The sequence below is a fragment of the Dyadobacter tibetensis Y620-1 genome (genome assembly GCF_000566685.1).
Taxonomy (GTDB): Bacteria; Bacteroidota; Bacteroidia; order Cytophagales; family Spirosomataceae; genus Dyadobacter; species Dyadobacter tibetensis.
Genome location: NZ_AZQN01000001.1, coordinates 71,693 through 92,728 on the forward strand (window position 1 = coordinate 71,693; position 21,036 = coordinate 92,728).

The following is a 21,036-nucleotide window of genomic DNA, read 5'->3' on the forward strand; positions in this document are numbered from 1 at the left end:
AAATAGTTCGGTTTTGTATAAACTTTCATAGAAATGATTAAATAATCCTGCGGTACTAATCCGTTTTTACGACTATAGGGATAGAATCATCTTGGGAATCATGGATCGTAAAAATTTTGCCGAGCTTTTATCTCGTTATCTCGCCGGAAAGGCTTCGGCTACCGAAAAGAAAGTGGTAGAACAATGGTATGCATTATTGGAAGAAGATCCTCGAAAATTGCAGGAAGAGGAGTGGGTAGCCTTAGAAAAAAGACTTTGGAGTAAATTAGAAGAAAGTGCAGGTTTAGCACAAATGAAGGTAAGCAGTAGAGAATCAGGAACCTTCATCCGAAACCTTGCTCTCTACCTGTCTGCAGCATGCGTAGCCATTGCGCTAATAGTTGGCTATACTCGTCTGTTTTCTTCTTCCGAGTTGGGACAATTAGAAGAAGGACAAGTCGCCATAACCAACGAGAAATCCATAGAAATGAGAGTATTGCTGGAAGATGGAAGCGTCGTGCTTCTCTCTCCCGGAGCAGAATTGCGTTATCCCGAACATTTCCCAACTCATCAGCGGGTAGTGACACTGTTAGGAGAGGCATTCTTCGAAATAAGTGAAAACGCAAATCGCCCATTTCTGGTGAACGCAGGGAAGATTACTACCAAGGTACTGGGTACCAGTTTTAGGGTGAAAGCAGCAGGCAAGTCCAAGGTAGAGGTTTCGGTGAGGACGGGTAAAGTGTCTGTTTTTCAACAAGCTAAATTGTCCTCAAATGATTCCAGACGTAAGAATAATGGTGTCATTTTAACACCGAACCACCAGGCTACCTTCCTTCCTGAGCAGGAAGTTTTTGTAACTGAGCTCGTGGCCAATCCACTCCCGTTACAGCATGACGTTTCTTTTGTCTTCGATGATATCGCCCTGGCCGAAATTTTGCATCGAATTGAGAAAGCCTATGCTATAAACTTCGAACTGGAGAAGGATAAGCTCGGTGCCTGTCCCTTGACCGCTAACTTATCCAACAGAGGCCTTTATGCCCAGTTAGACCTTATCTGCGCGGCAATTCAAGGGTCTTATGAATTGAAAGGAACCACCATTCTAATTAGTGGTAAAGGCTGCGAATAGTTCAATTATTTTTTCACTAATCCTTTTTATATGAGTTAATATATCCAAGCAAAGAAAAGACTGGCAATGTTGCAAGCATTACCAGTCCAATGCAAGCCCCATCACCTACAAAGCTGAACTTGAAAGAATGCACCTCTTGGGTGCACAGGGCTTTGTTTTGTCAAAAATTTCCATTTATCAAAACATTTAAATGTATGAAAAAATCTCCGGAACCAAGGCGTTTAGCTTCAAAAATCATGAAAATTACGGTACTCCAACTGATGGTCGGATTGATCTTTTCGGGAATCTCAATGGCCCATAATGGGCATGCCCAGGATTTTCTTAAGAAGTCGATCAGTATCAATCTTCAACGTACGAGCCTTCGCAACATACTTAGCCAGGTTGAAAGGCAGGCAGATGTTCAGTTCGTTTATAGCTCCAAGGCAATCCAGGCCGAACAAAAAATATCTGTGAAGGTTAGGGGGCAGCGCCTTGACGAATTTCTGGCAGCCACACTTGCCCCTTTATCCATAGCCTATAGGATAGTAGAAGGGCAAATTGTTCTGAACCCTGTTTCTAAATCAGCTAACACTGGTACCAAGGCCGCAGAAACCAGTCAGCATTTAGAAAACCGGACTTCCAATTTAATAGACATAAAGGGTCAGGTTAAGGACGAGACCGGTGCGGGATTGCCTGGCGTTAGCATATTGGTAAAAGGAACTTCTCAGGGCACTACCACGGATATTGAGGGAAACTTTTCTATAGCTGTGGAGCAGACCGATGCTATATTGGTATTTAGTTTCGTCGGTTATGTTAGTCAAGAAGTTTCCGTAGGAAGTAAAACGCAGCTTGCAATAACCATGCAGGTCGATAATAAGTCTTTAGAGGAATTGGTAGTCGTCGGATACGGCACTCAGAAGAAGGTTAATGTAATTGGGTCTATCTCTCAGATAGGCTCAAAAAATATAGAAAATCGTCCCGTTACTCAGGCTTCGCAAGCTATTACTGGTCAGATGCCCGGGGTAACGGTAATCCAACGTTCGGGCAGACCAGGAGCTAGTGGGGGAGAGATCAGGGTTAGAGGTGTAGGATCCTTTGGAGCAACGCCAGATGCCTTGGTGCTGATTGACGGAATTCCAGGTAGCATGAACGATATCAATCCGAATGATATTAAAACCATTTCTGTACTTAAAGATGCTTCTTCTGCTGCCATATACGGTGCCAGGTCGGCCAATGGTGTTATTCTGATTACTACTAAGGATGGTGCTTCCGATAAATTGTCGGTTAGCTATGATGGATATGTAGGGGTAAATAAGGCGACTCGACTTCCCAATATGGTCAACTCATGGGAGTATGCTGAAATGTTTAATGAAGCCTCCGCTTCCAACAGTTTTTCCGCTGCCGATATCGATAAATTTCGCTCACAAACCGACCCGGATAACTACCCGAATACACATTTTTTAAAGGACCTTTTCAGTGGAAAGGGTGTTCAAACTTCTCATACTCTTACCTTGAACGGTGGTAATGAGAACAATCGATTCTTCCTTTCAGGCGGAATGTTACAGCAACAAGGAATTATACCTAAAAATCGTTATAGCCGCTTTAACCAACGCCTTAACGTTCAGAACAAAATTGGAAGAAACCTGGAGCTTAACACCCGTCTCTTCGGTTCTATCGAAAATCGTAAAGAACCGCAGGCAACTGCTAATAAGGGTGGGGAACTCTCAGATCAGCTCATACAGAATGCTGTTCGTTATCCGGCTATTTATTTAGGACAAGCGTCCAATGGTGATTTTGGAATTGGACCTGAGAGCGGGGGTACACCCGTGTCCTGGTTGGCGTCGGATTCCTATTATAGAAATCCCAAAACCAGGATGGGTATCAATTCCAGGTTGGAATGGAAGCCCTTGGCAGGACTAACGTTTTCTGCGATCGGTGGGTTTAATTTCTCCTTGTTTGAAGAGCGCTCCTTTCTGTCGTCTCAAAGACTCAATGAGGCCATAAACCTTACACAATCGTATCTTAACCAGGAGAGCAATAAGGAGATCTATAAGACCATGCAATTCACCGGAGAATACAATAAGGAGCTAGGTCAGCATTATTTTAGTATACTGGGAGGTTATTCATTTGAAAACCAGGAATATAATTACCTTAATGTATATCGTCAGGATTTTCCCAGTAACCAGTATACCGTTCCAGACATGGGCGGCCTCAACAATCAGAAAGGTGGAGGTTACGATGCTGGCTGGGCCATTCAATCCTTGTTCTCTCGTCTGAAATACAGTTTTCAAGAGAAATATCTCTTTGAGGTTACCGTCAGAAATGATGGCTCCTCCCGCTTTCCATCGGGTCAGAAATACGCTTTGTTCCCTTCGGCAGCCATGGGCTGGAGACTCTCTCAGGAGGATTTTATGAAAGACCTCACCTGGCTATCCGATCTGAAAATTAAAGGTTCCTGGGGCATACTTGGCAATCAGAATATTGGTAATTATCCATATCAACAGGTATTGGCGGCAGGTCGGAATTATCCCATCGGTAACCAGGTAAGCACTGGAGCAGCTTATGCCGTTTACACAGATCCTAATATCAAGTGGGAAACAACGAAAACTACTGATATTGGCTTGGAATCGGGCTTCTTTAATAACCAATTACTTTTTAATCTTACTTATTTCAAACGAAATACTGAGGACATTCTCTTCAAGCCCTCGGCCAGTGTAAGTACTGTACTAGGTGTGGCCATAGCCGAGACCAATACCGGGGCGATGCAGAATACCGGATGGGAGTTCGATTTGGGCTATCGGGGAAGTGTAGGTGAGTTAAAATATAATATTAATGGAAATTTTTCCATCATCAAAAATAAGGTGGTCACCTTGGGCCTAGGGAATGTTACCCAGCCAAATGGTTTCGTAGGAAACGGTTCTGATATATTCATCGGTTATCCCATGCAGACGTATTATGGCTATTTGAGTGACGGTGTTTTCTTAAACGAACAGGACATTAGTGACTGGGCTAATCAGAAGGCTGTAACGCCTAAGGCTCAGGCCGGTGATATTCGCTATAAGGACATTAGCGGACCTGAAGGAATACCCGATGGGAAGGTAGATCCCACTTATGACCGTACCTTTCTAGGTAGTCGGATTCCTAAATATACTTTCGGGACGAATCTTGGAATATCTTACAAAAACTTCGACTTTTCTACCTTCCTACAAGGTGTGGCGGGAGTTCAGGGACAGCTTAGCGGCTACGCGGGTTATGCCTTCTTCAACCAGGGGAATATCCAGAACTGGCAAATGGAGGGGCGATTTAAGCCGGATGCTCCGGTGCGCTACCCTGAGTACCCACGCCTTGAGGTAATCTCCAACAGTGGAACACCCAATACGGTTCAGTCTGATTTCTGGGTGCTTAATGCTTCGTACTTAAGGGTTAAAAATATGCAGCTTGGTTATAATCTTCCGGCTTCAGCCCTGGATATGCTTCGCATTAGCCGGATGCGACTCTATGTCTCTGCCGAAAATTTGCTTACCATAACGAAATATCGAGAGGGCTGGGATCCAGAAGTAAACGGTGGGGGTGCCTACTACCCCATTCTGAGAACCGTAACATTTGGTGTAAATCTTAAATTCTAAAACTACCATGAAAATATATCGTCTAAAGAATAAATTTTTTCAGTATACCATGGCTCTGGCTTTGGTGTCAGGGGTAGGGGCTTGTGACCAGGAACTAGAAAAATATCCAAGTAACTCCTTTTCAAAGGACAACTTCTGGACTTCCGAATCAAATGCCAATATTGCGTTAACAGGAATGTACCGAGGGGCTGTAGAATATGGCACCGAGGTAGTACCTACCGACTGGTGGTCGTATTGTGGGATTGTATTCCTTGAATTTGCAACTGATAATCTTTACGATCGTCGGGGGGATAATTCGGCGCAGAATCGGCTGACTAATGGGACTCTGTTGCCCGATAATGACGTGATTCTAGGATATTGGAAGTCATCTTATAAGCGGATCGCCATCTGTAACGACTTTTTGGAAAACATTGAAAAAGTGAAAATGGCTCCGGAGAAGATTAATAGAATGAAGGCTGAGGCTCGTTTTATCAGAGCCACGCAGTACTTTTATTTGGCCCAGTATTTTGGAGCAGTACCGCTGGTCCAAAAGACACTTTCCCCCAGTGAGGCGAATCAGGTGAGCAAAGCGCCGAAGACTGAAATCGTCCAATTTGTGATTAGCGAATTGTCAGCTGCAGCCAGGGACCTTCCCGGCTTCGCAAGTCTGACCGCTAGCGAAACGGGACGCGCCAGCAAGCAGGCGGCTCTAGGATTCTTAGGTAGAGCTTACCTTGGCGACAAGAATTTTGCGGAGGCCTCCAAAGTATATAAAGAAATTATAGACTTAGGCCAGAATAAAATTGCTCCTGATTATAAGACACTCTTTACGCCCGCTAATCAGAATAGCAGTGAAAATATTTTCAGTAACCAACATGCTTCGGGTCAGGCACCTAATGCCTTGCCCCAGCATGCCTTTCCGGCCATGGCAGCGGGGTGGCACATCGTCAATCCTATGGGGAGCCTAGCCGATGCCTATGGCTTTGCCGATGGTACTCCACTGTCTTACGACGACCCACGGTTCGACTATCGGGATATGGGGAAAAACCGAGATCCCCGCTTCCGTTACAACCTGCTATGGGATGGAAGTAAGTTCGGAGATAAGACCTATGTTTGCCACCCCGACTCCACTAAATCCTTGGATCAGCTAACGTATTCCAAGCAAGCGACAAGGACTGGCTATGGTTTGCGGAAATTTTTTGACGAGAATTTTTCAGGCAATTTACGTACAGATTACGGGGGGAATGTTCCTGTTCTACGCTATGCCGAAATTTTACTTAGCTATCTGGAAGCTGAACTAGAAGCCGGTAAGCCCATAACCCAATCCTTGCTGGATCAGACCATCAACGCCGTACGAGGGCGAGCCTCGGTAGGTTTACCTCCAATTACTACCACCGATCCTGCCACATTACGTCCTATTCTTCGAAACGAGCGACGTATTGAGCTCGCCTTTGAAGGCCTTCGCCTCTGGGATCTGCTACGGTGGGAGATAGCCGACAAAGTTCTGTCAGGAGATTTTTGGGGAGCGCCCTTTCCTGGTTCTGTCTTATATCCTAAGACCTCTAAAAAAATTGACCCGAAGAGTAGATGGTTTGTTACCTCTAAAAGCTTTAGAAAAGGACAAGATGAACAATGGCCTATCCCCCAGTCGGAGATAAATGTTAATCCCAACTTGGCCAAATAGTAAATACGCTCGTTGCTGGACCCGATTTGCAACGAGCGTTTTATCTTTAAATATAAATTTCATAGCATGAATAATTCAAGAAGGGCGTTTCTCCAAAAAATGAGCGTTGCCCTGCCGATGGTTTCAATGCCCTTGGCTTCCTGGGGGGATTCACCTCGTTTTCTGAGACCCCTAACGCAACTTAAAAATTCAACAGTTTCCTATCAATTCAAAAAAAGCTCGGATCGTACCTGGATCGGCCCCGATTTCTGGGCAGTGCCTATGGAAGACTGGCAGCTTCGTCAAGGTCGTTTGGAATTTACAGGCACAAAAAAATCAGCGCGGCTGCATATTCTGAGCCAAGTATTGGGAGCTGACAAGGGAAATTTTAATATGAAGGCTACACTAGGCTTATTGTCTGACGATAAAGGCAAAGGTTCAGTCGGTTTTGCCATAGGTATTCAAGATGAAACGGATCCTCAAAGTGTAAAGGCAGCTTGTTACTACGGACAGGGTCTCTCAGCTGGTGTAACCCTGGAAGGCAAAATATTTATAGGTACCCAAGAGGCCACTCTACCAGCTAATTTCGATTTCAAACATTTTACTTTAAACTTGAATACTTTATCGGAGGCTGGTAATACGCTTATGACTTTAACGGCTATGGATCGCCATAAGCTAAAAGCGGAACTGACCAGCACAGATCAGGGTCTCACTTCAGGTTTAGTGGCGTTAGAAAACAATATCCGCTCCAAAGATCAAAGCACATTTTGGTGGTCTGATGTGGAGGTAGGGGGGGATAAAGTTGAAACGGTACCCCAAAATAAGTTTGGACCTATTTTATGGAGTATGTACACACTGTCCGATGGACTGCTGAAACTGAGTGCACAAATGGCTCCGGTAGGATCGGCTGATTCGCAAGAAGTTATTCTCGAACTTTTTAAGCGAGGCCAATGGGTTTCCGTAGGGACGGAAAATATGAATTCCTTATCCTATGTGGCAACTTTTAGACTTCCATTTGTAGAGCAAATAGACATTCCTTATCGACTCCGATATAAGTTTGAGAAGCAGGAATATAGCTATTCGGGAACCATACGCAAGCAACCGGATACTCAAAAATTAATTTTTGGCGGACTGACTTGTCAGAATTGGTTAGGTTATCCTTACCGACCCTTGGTGGAAAATCTGGAAAGATCCAATCCAGACATGCTTTTCTTCTCAGGTGATCAGATTTATGAAGAAAATGGGGGGTACTCCATCAAACGTCAACCGGAAGACAAAGCCATTTTGAGCTATCTGGGTAAATGGTTTATGTTCGGTTGGGCATTTGGCAACATCATGCGTGATCGTCCCACTGTCTGTACTCCAGACGATCATGATGTTTTCCAAGGTAATTTATGGGGAGAAGGTGGAGCCCATATCAGTTTTGCAGAATGGGAAAAAGTAAGAGATGCCCACGGTGGCTTTGTTCAGACTACCGCAATGGTCAATGTGGTAAATCAAACGCAGTGCGCTCATCTTCCTGACCCTATACAAAAAGATAGTCTGCCCTCTGGAATCACAACTTGGTTTACGGCCCTTACCTATGGTCGGGTGAGTTTCGCCATCGTGAGTGACAGATTATTCAAATCGGGTCCCGAGCAGATACGGAAGGGTGAAGGGCGGATCGATCATATCAGGGAGCCCCTGCCTATTGGAACTTTGGAGTCGGATGAACTCGAGTATCTGGGAAGCCAGCAGATTGCTTTCCTTAGCGACTGGGTGACCCAATGGAAAGATGCCGATATGAAAGTTTTGCTTAGTCAGACTCTGTTTGCCAGCGTAGGTACACATCATGGACCTTCCAAAGAGTACCTTACAGGGGACTTGGATTCTGGTGGATGGCCTAAAAAACAGAAAGATGCTGTCTTAAGATTAATACGAAAAGCAAACGTATTTCACATCAATGGTGATCAGCATGTACCCTTCCTAGTGCAATATAGCATCGATGAGCCTCGTGATGGCGGTTGGACTTACTGCACTCCGGCAATTTCTACGGGCTACCCCCGTTGGGGACAGCCGGATTCTGTTAATATGCCATATACGCAACGACCCGCCCATAACCTGCCCAATACGGGATGTTATCGGGATGTATTTGGCAATGACAATTTCGTGTATGCCGTAGGAAATCCTGAGGACGATTTCAGAGGCGAAAAAAACCGCTATAAGGCGGCACAAAAAAAGGCCTCGGGATATGGGTTGATCACCTTCGATACCCAAGCCCGAACCATCAAAATGGAGGCCCTACGCTTTCTTGCAGATTTGGCAAAAGAGTCAGAAGAAAACACCTATCCAGGTTGGCCACATACCATTAGTCAATTCGATAACGATGGTAGGCGTGCCCTGGGGTATCTGCCTCAATTGGAATTGAAACATGCTAACCAAGTGGTGCAGATTATCGATGAAGCGAATGGAGAGGTGGTATCGGCAATCAGAATTTTAGGAAAAATGTACCGGCCTCCTATCTATGCTTACGGAAGCTACCGTGTGCTCATAGGTGAGGGCGAAACGCTAAGGACAATTTCTGGACTAAAGCTTACCACCGATCCAAAGGAGATACGAAGTCTATAAATATTGTATTTTAAAAAAAACCATCAGCGGAACCCCTTATCGGTCCGTTGATGGTTTGGATTTATTCTTCCAGGTGCCGGTGGTCTACCCATTCACTACCTGTCCGCCATTAGGATGAAGTACTTGCCCACTCATATAGGAAGCGTCTTCACTTGCAAGAAAGACGTAGCAGGGAGCTACTTCAGCAGGTTGTCCTGGACGTTCCATAGGAGTGTCCTTTCCGAACGACGCTACTTTGTCAGCGTCGAAAGTCGACGGGATTAATGGTGTCCATATCGGGCCAGGTGCTACAGCATTCACACGAATACCTTTTGGAGCTATATTGATGGCCAAGGAACGCGTAAAGGACGTAATAGCACCTTTGGTAGAGGAATAATCCAGCAGCATAGGATGACCGTGATAAGCCGTTACAGAGGTGGTATTAATGATGCTGTCACCCGCCTTCATATGGGGAAGTGCCGCCTGAGAGAAATAGAAAAAGGAAAAAATATTCGTATGAAAAGTGTTGGTAAGCTGCATAGATGATATCTTATCGACACCATCAACAGGATGTTGCTCGGCAGCATTATTAACCAATATATTTAAACTACCGAATTCCCGTATGGTCTGCCCCACCGCTTCCTTACAAAAATCACTGTCCCTGATGTCTCCTTTTATGTTCAAACATTTGCGGCCCTCGGCTTCTACCATACGTTTGGTATCTTGTGCGTCAGTATCTTCAGCAAGATAAACAATAGAGACATTAGCTCCTTCTCTGGCGAAATGTACGGCCACCGCACGGCCAATTCCGCTATCACCTCCGGTGATTAAGGCCGTCTTACCTTCCAGTTTACCACTGCCTTTATAGTTTTCCCGGATGATGATGGGCTGAGGAGTCATAGCCGTTTCTCTTCCTGGCTGTTGCTCCTGTGTCTGAGGTTCAATTTCTTTAATCGTTTCCATATGTTAAGTGTTTGAGTATGTAATATTGCTTTTTGGTTGTACCCAACTACCTACAAAAATCAATACCAGTACACCCCATGAGTCGGTATGGCCCTCATGTTTTAAAATAAATGCCAGAAAAGAACCTATATATAAATACAAATAATGATGATTTAATCAGCAATTGATTTTCTGCTCCAAATCCGGTACTAATTGTCGGATTGAGACTGCTAGAAACAAAATGGATAATTTCTTCAACATATACGTTCATTTTTAGGCAGGTAAATTCGTCCTAATGAAGCATGCGGACCTACTGGCCATGCTTATTTAATATACTATAGTTTTATTATGGTCATAGTCTTAGGAGAAAAAGCCACTCATCAATGCCACAAAGCCATTATGAAGCCTGGCTAAAAGATAAAACCGGAAATCCCGGAATACTTTGGTATGGTAATTATGCTTAATGACTTTGAACTTATTGTTCAATGACTATTTGAAACTTTACTAAACCAAAAATATCTATGGCCAACTTAAATGAGAAAAACGAATTTAATCCAAAACAGGAAGATCTTAAATCCAATAAGGAGGATGGTAGTGGTCAATTGCTGACTACTAATCAAGGTTTAAAGATTAATGACAATCAGAATTCTTTAAAGGCAGGCGAACGCGGAAGTACATTATTGGAGGATTTTATCTTACGGGAAAAAATAACGCATTTCGATCATGAGAGAATCCCGGAGCGAATTGTCCACGCGCGTGGGTCAGGAGCCCACGGCTACTTTCAGGTTTATGAGCCCCTGGCGAAATACACTAAGGCTGGATTTTTAAATAACCCTGACCTGAAAACTCCGGTATTTGTAAGATTTTCTACGGTAGCCGGTTCCCGGGGATCTACCGATCTTGCCAGGGATGTACGAGGCTTTTCCGTGAAATTTTATACCGAAGAGGGGAACTATGACCTGGTAGGAAATAACATGCCTGTATTTTTTATTCAGGATGCCATCAAATTTCCCGACCTCGTGCATGCAGTGAAGCCAGAACCGCATAATGAAATACCTCAAGCTGCTTCTGCTCATGATACATTTTGGGATTTTATTTCTCTGATGCCCGAAAGTACACATATGATCATGTGGTTAATGAGCGATCGGGCTATACCAAGGAGCTATAGAATGATGGAAGGATTTGGAGTCCACACTTTCCGGCTTATTAATGAAAATGGTGAGGCATTTTTCGTTAAATTTCATTGGAAACCTCTTCTAGGAGTACATTCTGTATTATGGGATGAGGCTACCAAGATATCTGGAAAAGATCCTGATTTTCATAGAAGAGATTTATGGGAAGCCATAGAAAATGGTGCCTTCCCTGAATGGGAATTAGGACTGCAAATCGTCCCTGAGGCCGATGAGCATCGATTTGATTTCGATCTGCTCGATCCTACCAAAATAATTCCAGAGGAGGAGGTTCCGGTACTCAGGGTAGGGAAAATGGTCTTGAACAGAAATCCAGATAACTTTTTTGCCGAAACTGAGCAAGTAGCTTTTCACCCCGGCCATTTGGTTCCTGGTATTGATTTCACTAACGATCCCTTACTTCAGGGTCGTCTTTTCTCTTACACAGACACGCAGCTATCTCGACTGGGAAGCCCTAATTTTCATGAGATACCTATTAATAGGTCGATCAATACGGTTCATAATAATCAGCGTGACGGACATATGCGTCAGATGATCAATACGGGGAAATCTAGTTATGAACCCAATACTTTAGGAGGAGGTTCGCCAGCCCAAGCCAAAATCGCTGAAGGTGGTTTTGCAAGCTATTCCGAACGCATAGATGGTCGGAAAATAAGAGAACGGAGCAAGAGTTTTATGGATCATTTCACTCAGGCGGCCTTGTTTTACAATAGCCAGGCCGATTATGAAAAGGATCATATAGTTGATGCTTTCTCCTTCGAATTGGGCAAAGTGGAAGTTCTGGACATACGTAAGCGAATGGTAGGAATACTGACACAGGTCGATTTGGATTTGGCCCAACGTGTTGCCGATAATTTGGGTATTAAGCTTCCAAAGGAACCAGAATATCCCATGAATTTAAGCTTTCCTGCTGACGCCGATCCTAAGGACTATCAGCCTACCAAGAAAAAGGATAACATAGGAAAGTCTGAAGCTTTGAGTATGTCAAGGACATTAAAAAATACTATTGAGTCACGTCAGATCGCCATACTTGCGGCGGATGGAGTGGATCTTCCATCCTTAGAAGCCTTGAAAACATATCTGGAAAAGGTTGGTGCCGTGTGTAAAATTGTAGCACCACGTCTGGGCTTTATAAAGGGCGCTAACAGCGGTGAAATGGAAATAGATATGAGCCTGCTAACGGGCGCGTCCGTTCTTTTTGATGCAGTATATGTAGCGGGCGGAAAGCAGTCTGTGGCAGCATTGAAAAAGGAAGCCGATGCTATTCGGTTCGTTAATGAAGCCTATCGACACTGCAAAGCTATTGCGATAGCGGGGGATGCCACTGCATTTATGGAAGAAACATGCATCAAAGGTACAGGAGTAGTTTCTCCAGAGAATACTAAAAACCTGGCCGCTCAGGGAGTCTTCGTAATGCCTATAGGTGACAGTACCGTAGGAATGGAACCTGTGGATTTCGTCCAGGCCATTGCTCAGCATCGCTTCTGGAATCGGACCGACACCGTTAAAGTCCCTGTCTGATTCCCTTACTTTTTGCCTGAGAGGAGCTAAACCTCCTCTCAGGCTCTATAGATTCGGCTCAGGAACATAGATGCTTCGTATAATGGGATTATATTCCCCTAACTGTAGCCCGACTGAAGAGATACTTGCGCTCTAAGCCATATAAATAGCCTGGTATGTAATTGTTCAATATAACCTTAAGGATTTATATAGAAATAACGAACAGTTAGGACATAATAATTATACTCTATGAAAAAGAGAAAAATCGTTGTAGTGGGAGGAGGATTTGCTGGAGTCAATTTTTGTCAAGAACTAGCCAATCACCAAGGTTTTGAGGTTACACTTGTAGATAAAAACAACTATAATTTTTTTCCTCCATTGCTTTATCAGGTAGCGACCGGATTTCTAGAGGCTTCTAATATAAGTTATCCATTTCGGAAACTATTCCATCATAAGTCAAACCTACGATTTTGTCTGGCTACAATGAACCGAATTATCCCGGAGACAAAACAGGTTGTTACCGATTCTTGTGTCTTGGATTATGATGAACTTATTCTGGCCAGTGGAACGGTTACCAACTACTTTGGGATGGAAAATGTAAAGGCCCATGCGGTGCCCATGAAAACTGTAGAGGATGCTCTTGCCATGCGGAATCATCTGCTTAGTAAAGTGGAGCAAGCCACCAAAACAAAGGACCCACTCATTCGTGAACGTCTGCTTACCGTGGTTGTGGCAGGAGCAGGACCAACCGGTGTAGAAGTATCAGGGATGTTGGCAGAAATGAATAAAAATATATTCAAGAAGGATTATCCTGAACTTGAGGGACAGTCATTAAAAATATACCTGGTAGATGCCTTGCCCACTGTACTGGCACCCATGCAGGAGAAATCTAGAATGGAAACATTGGGGTATTTAAAGGAACTGGGTATTGAGGTTTTACTCAATCATATGGTGAAGGATTATCAAAACCATCAGGTACTATTTGCTGACGACAAAACGCTTCGTACTGAAACGCTCATTTGGACTTCCGGGGTAGTGGTGCCTCCTATAGAGGGCATCCGATCCGATGCTTCAGGTAAAGGAGGTAGGCTTTTAGTTTCCGGTATTAATCAGGTAAATGGTTATGACCATATCTATGCCCTAGGCGATATTTGTCTGATGCACGATGATCCAGCATTTCCCAATGGTCATCCCCAACTTGCACAGGTTGCGATTCAACAGGCGGAATTGTTGGCCAAGAATATGAAAAAATACGACTCTGACGAGGAATTTAAAACGTTCCGGTATAATGACCGCGGCAGCATGGCCATTGTAGGGGTCAATAAAGCAGTAGCAGACCTTCCAAAAGTACATTTCAAAGGTTTTATTGCTTACTTTTTGTGGTTATTCGTTCACCTTTTTTCATTGATACAATACCGTAATCAGGTAAAAACCTTTTATAACTGGATGATTGCATTTGTAACCAGAGATCAATCCCTGCGATTTATCATGCGGCCAAAGGTGAAAACAGAGGAATTGGAGACATATAAGGTAGAATAATTGGAAGCTGCTATGTATTGACAGGTTTTTTTTGTATATTATGTCTGGCTTTAAAGTCGCCATTCCACCCGGATATTTAAAGGTTATAACCCTGATTGATGAACAAGGGGAATGGGAAGAGCCAGCCCGGCATATCCTCAATTTTTTTATCATCTTAGGATAATTGTAGATCCCGATAAAATAGGATAATCATTAAGGAAAACGTTTGTTTTTCGCATTAACTTAATTAATTACTATTTATGACTATTCAGATTAACACAGACAAAAGTTTGAGCGTTCATGCCGAGTACAGTGACAAACTGGAAGGTATTTTATCGAAAGAACTCAGCCGATTTGCAGATCATATTACGCGTTTGGAAGTACATCTTTCCGATGAAAACGGAGAGAAGGGTGGTGTAAAGGATAAGAAATGCCTCCTTGAGGCGCGGGTTAAGGGTCGCCAACCCATGGTCGTTTCGGAATTAGGTGACACTTACGACCAGTCGGTAATTGGCGCAACGAACAAACTCAAATCATCATTAACCACCCTTTTTGGTAAACTTCAAAGTCATTAATAGTATTCTTTGCTCGACGGCATTTTAGTTTATTTTGTTCACCCTTAAAGGAAATAATCATGCAGGAAAGTTATGGAACCTTGTCGGAAACAATAAACGGACTAAAAGCCGAGGGTTATACTATTGATTTTAACGTCCGGGAAGATTGTCTGGTTTGCGATATTACCCAGGTTTCTTTATCTCCAGAAGAGTTTGAGATCGATAAAGTATATCGCTTCGAGGGCGAAAGCAATCCAGACGACCAGGCTATTTTATATGCCATTTCTTCCGAACCACTGGGGGTTAAAGGCACTTTAGTGAATGGATATGGGCTATCGGCCGATGAGATGGCCGATAGATTAGTAGAAAAGCTAAATACGCACCATGGCTGAGAAAGAACTGTAGTGAATGGATGCCATGATAACGGCCAAACTTAATTGTTTGGCCGTTTTGTATTGTCGACATAGAAAACCGACTTATTCTTCTTTAGAAGGATCACATTGACCCGTAACCGAAAATCTTACAAATTCCACCAATACGTAAACTTCAATACGATGGCCCTGTTTTTAACCATGAAGTTTTCGGGAAGATAATTATCGGTATAAACTATAAATAGATCGGAAGCAGGTTTGTATCTCCATTGAAAGCGGGCATTAAGATTAATATTATCTGCCTGATTATTATACTGCATAAAGGTGGTCAAGAAAAGCTTATTGGTAAAAGTAACATCGATGCGGGGGCCTACCAGCCAAAGTTCGGTACGATTCCATGGGGTAGGGAGTTTTAGATTATTGTAATTGGCTGCGGCTGTGATGGCCACAAATGGCTGAAAACGATAGCCAAGTTCCGTTCTAAAAGAGGTACGTTTCCCATTTTGGTAGTATCCTCCATGACTCCCTGCAAGGGAATAGGTAAAGCGGTTTTGCGGCCCTGATACTATTTCAATTCCTGCAGTTTTCCACTGATGTTCCGACCCTGCCTCCAACTTAAAGCTACCCAAATTAGTGGGATCGAAAGGGCGAAGCAGACGAAGGTAGTTGCTAGAGACGTAAGGAATAATGGTAGCCCGATTGATAAAATTAATATTATAGGAAAGTATAAATTCTCTGTCTGTATTATCAAGTTGCTTGTCCCAGTATAAATTGGTAACCAATTTGGGTCCATGGCTGATAATATGTGGGTTTTTAACGAAAAATAGGTACGCCATATTGGGGCTAATCTTATGATATCCCATTCGTAGAGCGTTGGGTACGTACCCAACATCGGCTTGAAAATTATTTCCCACGTACTCCTGCTGCCACTGCCATGAAAAATTTGCCTTCGTAAATTTGATATCCCCGGCATATGTGAGGTCATCCCGACTTTTGCCAGGAGTAAAGGACTTGAGAACCATCATTTTTCCCGTCCAGACATTATTGGCCGATGCCAGATTAAACTCAGCGCCTAAATTGCGGTTGTACCGACTGATACCCTCATATTTTTCAGCGTTAAAGTTGAGGGCATCTTTATTGACAAACATCAACCGGATATTAGAGCGCGAGAAGAGTTGACGTTGAACGGCGAAAACGGCATAATTGTTTTTAGGATCTATACTGTCTTGAGCTGCCGTCTGAACATTTAATAGGCCTATTCTCCAATTTTTATTAAGTTTTCCACTCATGCGGGCTCCAAACTGTATAGGAGTGCCCAATCCGATTCGGCGCGAGAAAAACGGTCGTATAGTGCTATATCCAAAATTGGCAAAAAGGTCAGCGTTTTCTAGAAAGAATTGCCGTCTTTCGGGAAAAAATAATTCAAATCGATCCAAATTGGTCTGCTGCACGTCGACATCTACCTGGGAGAAGTCAGGATTCACTGTCAAATCTAAGTTCAGGGAAGGAGTAAGTCCAATCTTTACATCGCCACCTATATCAGCATTGATTTTAGATGGGCGCTCCTTTATAAAATCTTTAGTAATCCTGCTTGCAGCATACGGAATGACCGAAATATTGGCACCCGGATTGGGCGGGGGGACATCCCATGATAGGACCCCTGTATAAGCCAGGGAGGCGGAAGGGAACTGCCTCGGCACTGGGGCCCATGCCGATTTTTCGGAGATGGTAAGGTCGAGGCGACTGAAATTAATTCCCCACTCTGTGATTCCTGGCTTATATCGGATACTTTTAAAGGGTATAGCGGCTTCCCATACCCATTTCTCCGCATCATTTTTTACGGCGGTCTCCCATTTGTTGTCCCAACTAAGGTCTACACTTCCTCCATCGTTCATCTGCCCGTCCCAAGGCGCTCCCGCAGCATTGGCACCGAAAGAAAAACCGTTCGTCTTGTCGTCGAAAGTATCCATAAACAACAGGAAGTTGTCATTTTTGCCAAAGTTGAAATCCCGCTTTAAAGACTCTACGATGATTTGACCAGGAATCGGCTTATAGTTGACTACCAGAATATATAAATTATCCTGGTCATAGGCCATTCTCACCTCCGTTATGGCCCTGGAATGACTCGTGTCCATAGGCGTAATCATAAAGAAGTTGTCTGCCGTTTGAGTCGTCATCCAAGCCGTTTCATTCATCAAGCCATCGACATTAATAGCGGAAGTTGCGGGCCTTATATGATATCGATATGCTTCGTTAGGCTTTTGTGCACATAATACCCCCGTGATTAATAGTAGGGTTATAATAAGGGAGATTCGTAAATTCACAGCAATAGGATAGGGGTATAGGAAAATTCAGATCACAAAAAATGAACTATGGGTGAACAAAAAATAGGAATTAATTGATTCTTTAAGTCTTAACAAGCCATTCCCGGAGACCGTCGCTTTCAGCGTGGTAAATGCAACTTAATTTCTTGGAAGAATGGCTATTCTTTAAACCACTTTGCATCGGCGTAAAAAGTGCCAAATGGTATCAGTGAAGAAAGGAAACCGAGGAATGCCTTTTTAAAGGACCACCCTTTTTCTATGGTAACCTGAAGCAGTAACATACAAAACAGCACGAACAAAACGCCATGTGCTGTACCTACCAGCCTTACGGCTTCCGGCATGTCAGCCATATATTTAAGGGGCATGGCAATTCCTAATAGAACCAGATAAGAGATTCCCTCTATAAATGCTACGATTCTCAGACGCCCAAGGGCGGTTTTGGCAAGTGATACGATCATGATAATATAATTAGTCAGTCCTGCAAAGATACCAACATGCTCTCAAAATATGCCTTTTTATCGGCTTATAATAATTAAAATTGGTATTTTCTTTACAACTTTACCCCAACAATTTCTGATACATACATTAAAATGAGTAGAGTATTTTATTTGGCCTTATTGCAGTTAATCGCCAATATTGCTATCGCACAACGATTTAGGGTAAAGGGTGAAGTCGTCGACCAGGATGGCAATCCACTTTCCGGAGTTACAATTATAGAAAAAGGACATAATGAGGGAGTACTCACCGATCACAAGGGGGTATATTCACTTCAAGTTAATAACGTAAATGGAATTCTTACCGCAAGCAAGGTCGGCTACGAGTCGAAGGACAAGGGCATCAATGCCCAGGCAACCCACCCATTTCAGCTGAGGTTGGCCCCAAAAATGCTTCCAGCTGCCCAACTGGGCACACGAAGTCTTCATCATCAAGAAGGGGATAAGCAGCTTTCGGTAATCTCTGTGAATGCCCAGGAAATAAGCACACTCTTAGGCACGGCAGATGTTAATCAGGTAATTTCTTATCTGGTCCCATCCTTCAATGCCCGACAACAGTTGTCTTCCGACGGGACATACCAGCTTGCTCCCGCTTCTATACGAGGATTGGGCTCCGACCAGCTACTCGTCCTGGTGAATGGTAAACGGAGACATCAATCATCCTTAATGGGTCTGCTGGGAACTATTGGTAGGGGACAGGCCAGTACAGATCTGAACGCAATTCCTCTTGCAGCCATTGATCGGATAGAAGTGTTGCCTGAAGGGGCTGTAGCACAGTACGGAAGTGATGCAACGGGAGGAGTAATCAATTTGGTACTTAAAGAATCAACCGGTTCCTGGGCTGCCCAGGCAGGCTCCGGGATTCATTTGGCACAATATAATCTGGAAGGAAAGGCCTTTGACGGATTGAGCTATTATGGTAATTTGAATTATGGCTTAAAAGTGGGTAGTAAAGGGATATTGAATCTGACCGCAGATTATTCTATGCAACAAGCTACTAATCGGGCCGAAGGAGTCAGCAAGGCAGATATTGTCCAAAGGCAGAAGTTCGGATCCCCCGAAGTGGGGAGGGGTAGCCTGCAATACAATTTTAAAATGCCCCTACGAAACACGATGTCCCTTTATAGTTTTGGAGGAATCAGTAGTCGCCGCTGGGATATTTTTGCTCAATCAAGAAAACCCCAGGACGACCGTAATATAGCGGCTGTTTATCCAGAAGGGTATAATCCCAAGGTGCGAAACCTTTCCGATGACTACGCCCTGGTAGCAGGAATAAGCACCGTGTTCAATCGCTGGGATGTCGATATGAGTACCAGTCTGGGATATAATCAGAATCGCTATTCATTAAAAAACAGTCTTAATCCATCCCAAGGTCCCAGGTCCCAGCATGAATTTAATGCGGGTGGCTTTCAACGGATGGAGAGCCTGACCAGCATTGATATCAACCGCTACTTTTCCGATCGCTTACAGGGTGTAAATATTGCCTATGGAGGGCAATATCGGTATGAGACCTACCGGATAGTAGTCGGTGAACGCCCCTCTTACTATAATTATGATTTTGACCAGGCCACGGGATCACAAGGTTTTCCAGGGTTCGGACCCGATGATGCCGTGAATACCTACCGAATCAATGCAGACGGCTATGTGGATATTGAAGCAAATATTTTTAGTAATCTGCGGTTAGATGCAGCGGCCCGTTATTCCTACTATCAAAATCTGGGTTCTGCTCTGGCAGGGAAACTGGGACTACAGTACCGTTTGGGGCCACAAATAGCGGTTAAGGTCTCAGGATCTTCGGAGTATAGAGCTCCCTCCCTGTCCCAACAATATTTTAATTCCATCTATTCGGTATACCGTAACGGAGTAGCGGAGGATGTATTAGTATTCAATTCTGACCATCCTATTGCTGATGCTCTGGGAATGAAAGGATTGAATTTTGAAAAATCGCAGCAAGCTCGTATAGGATTATTATATGCTCCTGACAAGCAACTCAGCATTGGATTAGATGCCTATTATATCCAGGTGAAAGATAGGATTGCCTTGAGCAGCATTTCTCAGGATATTCGTATCGCCGATAAGGTTCAGGCCTTACATGCAGATAAGATTCAATTTTTATCGAATGCGCTCACCTCCACCACCACATCTGGAGTGGAAGCGAGGGTGCGTCATTCCGCCCCCATAGCAAATGGTATTCTGAGCTCACAAATAATAGCCAATTTTAACTGGATGGACCTCGGTGCCAACCGGACTTCGCCTCTGTCGGCAAGCCAGACAGATTCCTACCTGGGAGCAAGGGAACGTCTTTTATTGATGGCAGCCGCTCCATCATCCAAAATCAATATTCAGTTTCGATACAAACAAGAACGATTTCAGGCAATGTTAAATATGATTCGCTATGGTAAGCATGAACTGTTAGACTGGAACGAGACTACTATTGAGTTCTCGCCTAAAGTGACCATGGATCTTTCTCTTCAGTATTTGTTCGATCCGAATATTTCTTTGACTTTAGGGGTAGAAAATTTGATGAACACCTATCCGGACTCTATTCTTCCGACCCTATCGGAAACAGGAGGTAGCTGGGAAGCTCTGCAAACTGGAGTAGGAGGTGCATTCGCTTTTGTGAAACTAGGACTGATATTTTGATATGAGATATGCTTGTTTAATTGCTTGTCTATTTATTAGTCATGGACTCTGGGCTCAGCACTGTCCTGTTTTGACTCAGACCTTGGCCGTTATCGATAGTATGCAGGTCGACAGCAGCAGGCTTTTCCAATTTCGCTTTAAGGAAAAGCAGCTCAATACCTTAGCCCAATGGCCAGGCCAAGAAGTACCTGTCCGACTACTGGGTGAGTTGCAACACACGTTGAATGAGGACGGTAATTCCTTGAAAGAAAAGCATTACTGGCTTCTGGATGAAAAGTTAGCGGAGAAACAATTGGACGCCTTACAAAAGCTGTGTCCCCAGACCAGATTCGGAGTCTATCAAAGGGAGATGGACTATTATCGAAGGAGATATACGGCGAGAAAATAAAGGCAAGTTAAACAAACCAGTTCATCGTTCACCTTGATAAGCTGGTAGAGAATCGAGGGGTAGATTAAGGATAGAATAGCAGATAGTTCTGTTGAGCCCATTGAGGAGAAAACAAGTCGGATTCATTTAAAGTTTTTAACAAAATAAGGACATAAAAAATGCCGGGACAAACGA

Annotated in this window: 13 protein-coding genes; 10 read left to right on the forward strand and 3 right to left on the reverse strand. The window is 43.8% G+C overall.

The genetic code is table 11. The features are described 5' to 3' along the window. Nucleotides 1–100: 100 nt before the first annotated feature. The 4 genes from X939_RS22855 (at nucleotide 101) to X939_RS0100275 (ending at nucleotide 8,959) form a co-directional block, all read left to right on the forward strand. Nucleotides 101–1,105, forward strand: coding sequence for a FecR family protein (locus X939_RS22855; protein WP_025761224.1), 1,005 nt, complete (start codon nucleotides 101–103; stop codon nucleotides 1,103–1,105). Nucleotides 1,106–1,341: 236 nt separating this feature from the next. Further along, nucleotides 1,342–4,710, forward strand: coding sequence for a TonB-dependent receptor (locus tag X939_RS0100265; RefSeq protein WP_229235900.1), 3,369 nt, complete (start codon nucleotides 1,342–1,344; stop codon nucleotides 4,708–4,710). Between the two features lie 7 nt (nucleotides 4,711–4,717). Continuing rightward, nucleotides 4,718–6,373, forward strand: coding sequence for a RagB/SusD family nutrient uptake outer membrane protein (locus X939_RS0100270; RefSeq protein ID WP_025761226.1), 1,656 nt, complete (start codon nucleotides 4,718–4,720; stop codon nucleotides 6,371–6,373). 66 nt (nucleotides 6,374–6,439) lie between these two features. Beyond that, nucleotides 6,440–8,959 (forward strand): alkaline phosphatase D family protein, encoded by a 2,520-nt coding sequence (locus X939_RS0100275; protein WP_084299270.1) that lies wholly within the window; start codon nucleotides 6,440–6,442, stop codon nucleotides 8,957–8,959. 84 nt (nucleotides 8,960–9,043) lie between these two features. On the opposite strand, the gene X939_RS0100280 is transcribed toward X939_RS0100275, so the two are convergent. After that, a complete protein-coding gene (locus tag X939_RS0100280) occupies nucleotides 9,044–9,901 on the reverse strand; it encodes an SDR family oxidoreductase (protein WP_025761228.1) in 858 nt (285 codons plus the stop codon). Between the two features lie 500 nt (nucleotides 9,902–10,401). On the opposite strand from X939_RS0100280, the gene X939_RS0100285 reads away from it, so the two are divergent. The 4 genes from X939_RS0100285 to X939_RS0100305 all read left to right on the forward strand — a co-directional run bounded on the left by X939_RS0100285 (nucleotide 10,402) and on the right by X939_RS0100305 (nucleotide 15,034). Then, nucleotides 10,402–12,591 (forward strand): catalase, encoded by a 2,190-nt coding sequence (locus X939_RS0100285; protein WP_044198121.1) that lies wholly within the window; start codon nucleotides 10,402–10,404, stop codon nucleotides 12,589–12,591. A 228-nt stretch (nucleotides 12,592–12,819) separates the two neighbouring features. Next, a complete protein-coding gene (locus tag X939_RS0100290; RefSeq protein ID WP_025761231.1) occupies nucleotides 12,820–14,109 on the forward strand; it encodes an NAD(P)/FAD-dependent oxidoreductase in 1,290 nt (429 codons plus the stop codon). Nucleotides 14,110–14,348: 239 nt separating this feature from the next. Next, nucleotides 14,349–14,663 carry an HPF/RaiA family ribosome-associated protein gene (locus tag X939_RS0100300; protein ID WP_025761232.1) on the forward strand — a complete coding sequence of 105 codons (315 nt, stop codon included), beginning with the start codon at nucleotides 14,349–14,351 and terminating at the stop codon, nucleotides 14,661–14,663. A gap of 59 nt (nucleotides 14,664–14,722) precedes the next feature. Then, entirely contained in the window at nucleotides 14,723–15,034 is a 312-nt protein-coding gene (locus tag X939_RS0100305) for a hypothetical protein (RefSeq protein ID WP_025761234.1), read from the forward strand. A gap of 128 nt (nucleotides 15,035–15,162) precedes the next feature. On the opposite strand, the gene X939_RS0100310 is transcribed toward X939_RS0100305, so the two are convergent. Then, nucleotides 15,163–17,337: a DUF5916 domain-containing protein gene (locus X939_RS0100310; RefSeq protein ID WP_044198125.1), complete on the reverse strand. Its 2,175-nt coding sequence runs from the start codon at nucleotides 17,335–17,337 to the stop codon at nucleotides 15,163–15,165. A 158-nt stretch (nucleotides 17,338–17,495) separates the two neighbouring features. Beyond that, on the reverse strand, nucleotides 17,496–17,795 hold the full coding sequence (locus X939_RS0100315; RefSeq protein ID WP_025761236.1) for a DUF3817 domain-containing protein: 300 nt from the start codon (nucleotides 17,793–17,795) through the stop codon (nucleotides 17,496–17,498). A 132-nt stretch (nucleotides 17,796–17,927) separates the two neighbouring features. Here X939_RS0100315 and X939_RS0100320 point away from each other — a divergent pair, with 132 nt between their 5' ends. Together X939_RS0100320 and X939_RS0100325 are read left to right on the forward strand one after the other, a co-directional pair. Next, nucleotides 17,928–20,474 (forward strand): TonB-dependent receptor, encoded by a 2,547-nt coding sequence (locus X939_RS0100320; protein WP_025761237.1) that lies wholly within the window; start codon nucleotides 17,928–17,930, stop codon nucleotides 20,472–20,474. Between the two features lies 1 nt (nucleotide 20,475). After that, complete coding sequence (locus tag X939_RS0100325) at nucleotides 20,476–20,862, forward strand: hypothetical protein (protein WP_025761238.1); 387 nt, start codon at nucleotides 20,476–20,478, stop codon at nucleotides 20,860–20,862. Nucleotides 20,863–21,036 lie beyond the last annotated feature (174 nt).

Coding starts and splice junctions, on each gene's coding strand:
- X939_RS22855 (WP_025761224.1), top strand. CDS start 101: ATGGATCGTAAAAATTTTGCCGAGCTTTTATCTCGTTATCTCGCCGGA.
- X939_RS0100265 (WP_229235900.1), top strand. CDS start 1,342: ATGAAAATTACGGTACTCCAACTGATGGTCGGATTGATCTTTTCGGGA.
- X939_RS0100270 (WP_025761226.1), top strand. CDS start 4,718: ATGAAAATATATCGTCTAAAGAATAAATTTTTTCAGTATACCATGGCT.
- X939_RS0100275 (WP_084299270.1), top strand. CDS start 6,440: ATGAATAATTCAAGAAGGGCGTTTCTCCAAAAAATGAGCGTTGCCCTG.
- X939_RS0100280 (WP_025761228.1), bottom strand. CDS start 9,901: ATGGAAACGATTAAAGAAATTGAACCTCAGACACAGGAGCAACAGCCA.
- X939_RS0100285 (WP_044198121.1), top strand. CDS start 10,402: ATGGCCAACTTAAATGAGAAAAACGAATTTAATCCAAAACAGGAAGAT.
- X939_RS0100290 (WP_025761231.1), top strand. CDS start 12,820: ATGAAAAAGAGAAAAATCGTTGTAGTGGGAGGAGGATTTGCTGGAGTC.
- X939_RS0100300 (WP_025761232.1), top strand. CDS start 14,349: ATGACTATTCAGATTAACACAGACAAAAGTTTGAGCGTTCATGCCGAG.
- X939_RS0100305 (WP_025761234.1), top strand. CDS start 14,723: ATGCAGGAAAGTTATGGAACCTTGTCGGAAACAATAAACGGACTAAAA.
- X939_RS0100315 (WP_025761236.1), bottom strand. CDS start 17,795: ATGATCGTATCACTTGCCAAAACCGCCCTTGGGCGTCTGAGAATCGTA.
- X939_RS0100320 (WP_025761237.1), top strand. CDS start 17,928: ATGAGTAGAGTATTTTATTTGGCCTTATTGCAGTTAATCGCCAATATT.
- X939_RS0100325 (WP_025761238.1), top strand. CDS start 20,476: ATGAGATATGCTTGTTTAATTGCTTGTCTATTTATTAGTCATGGACTC.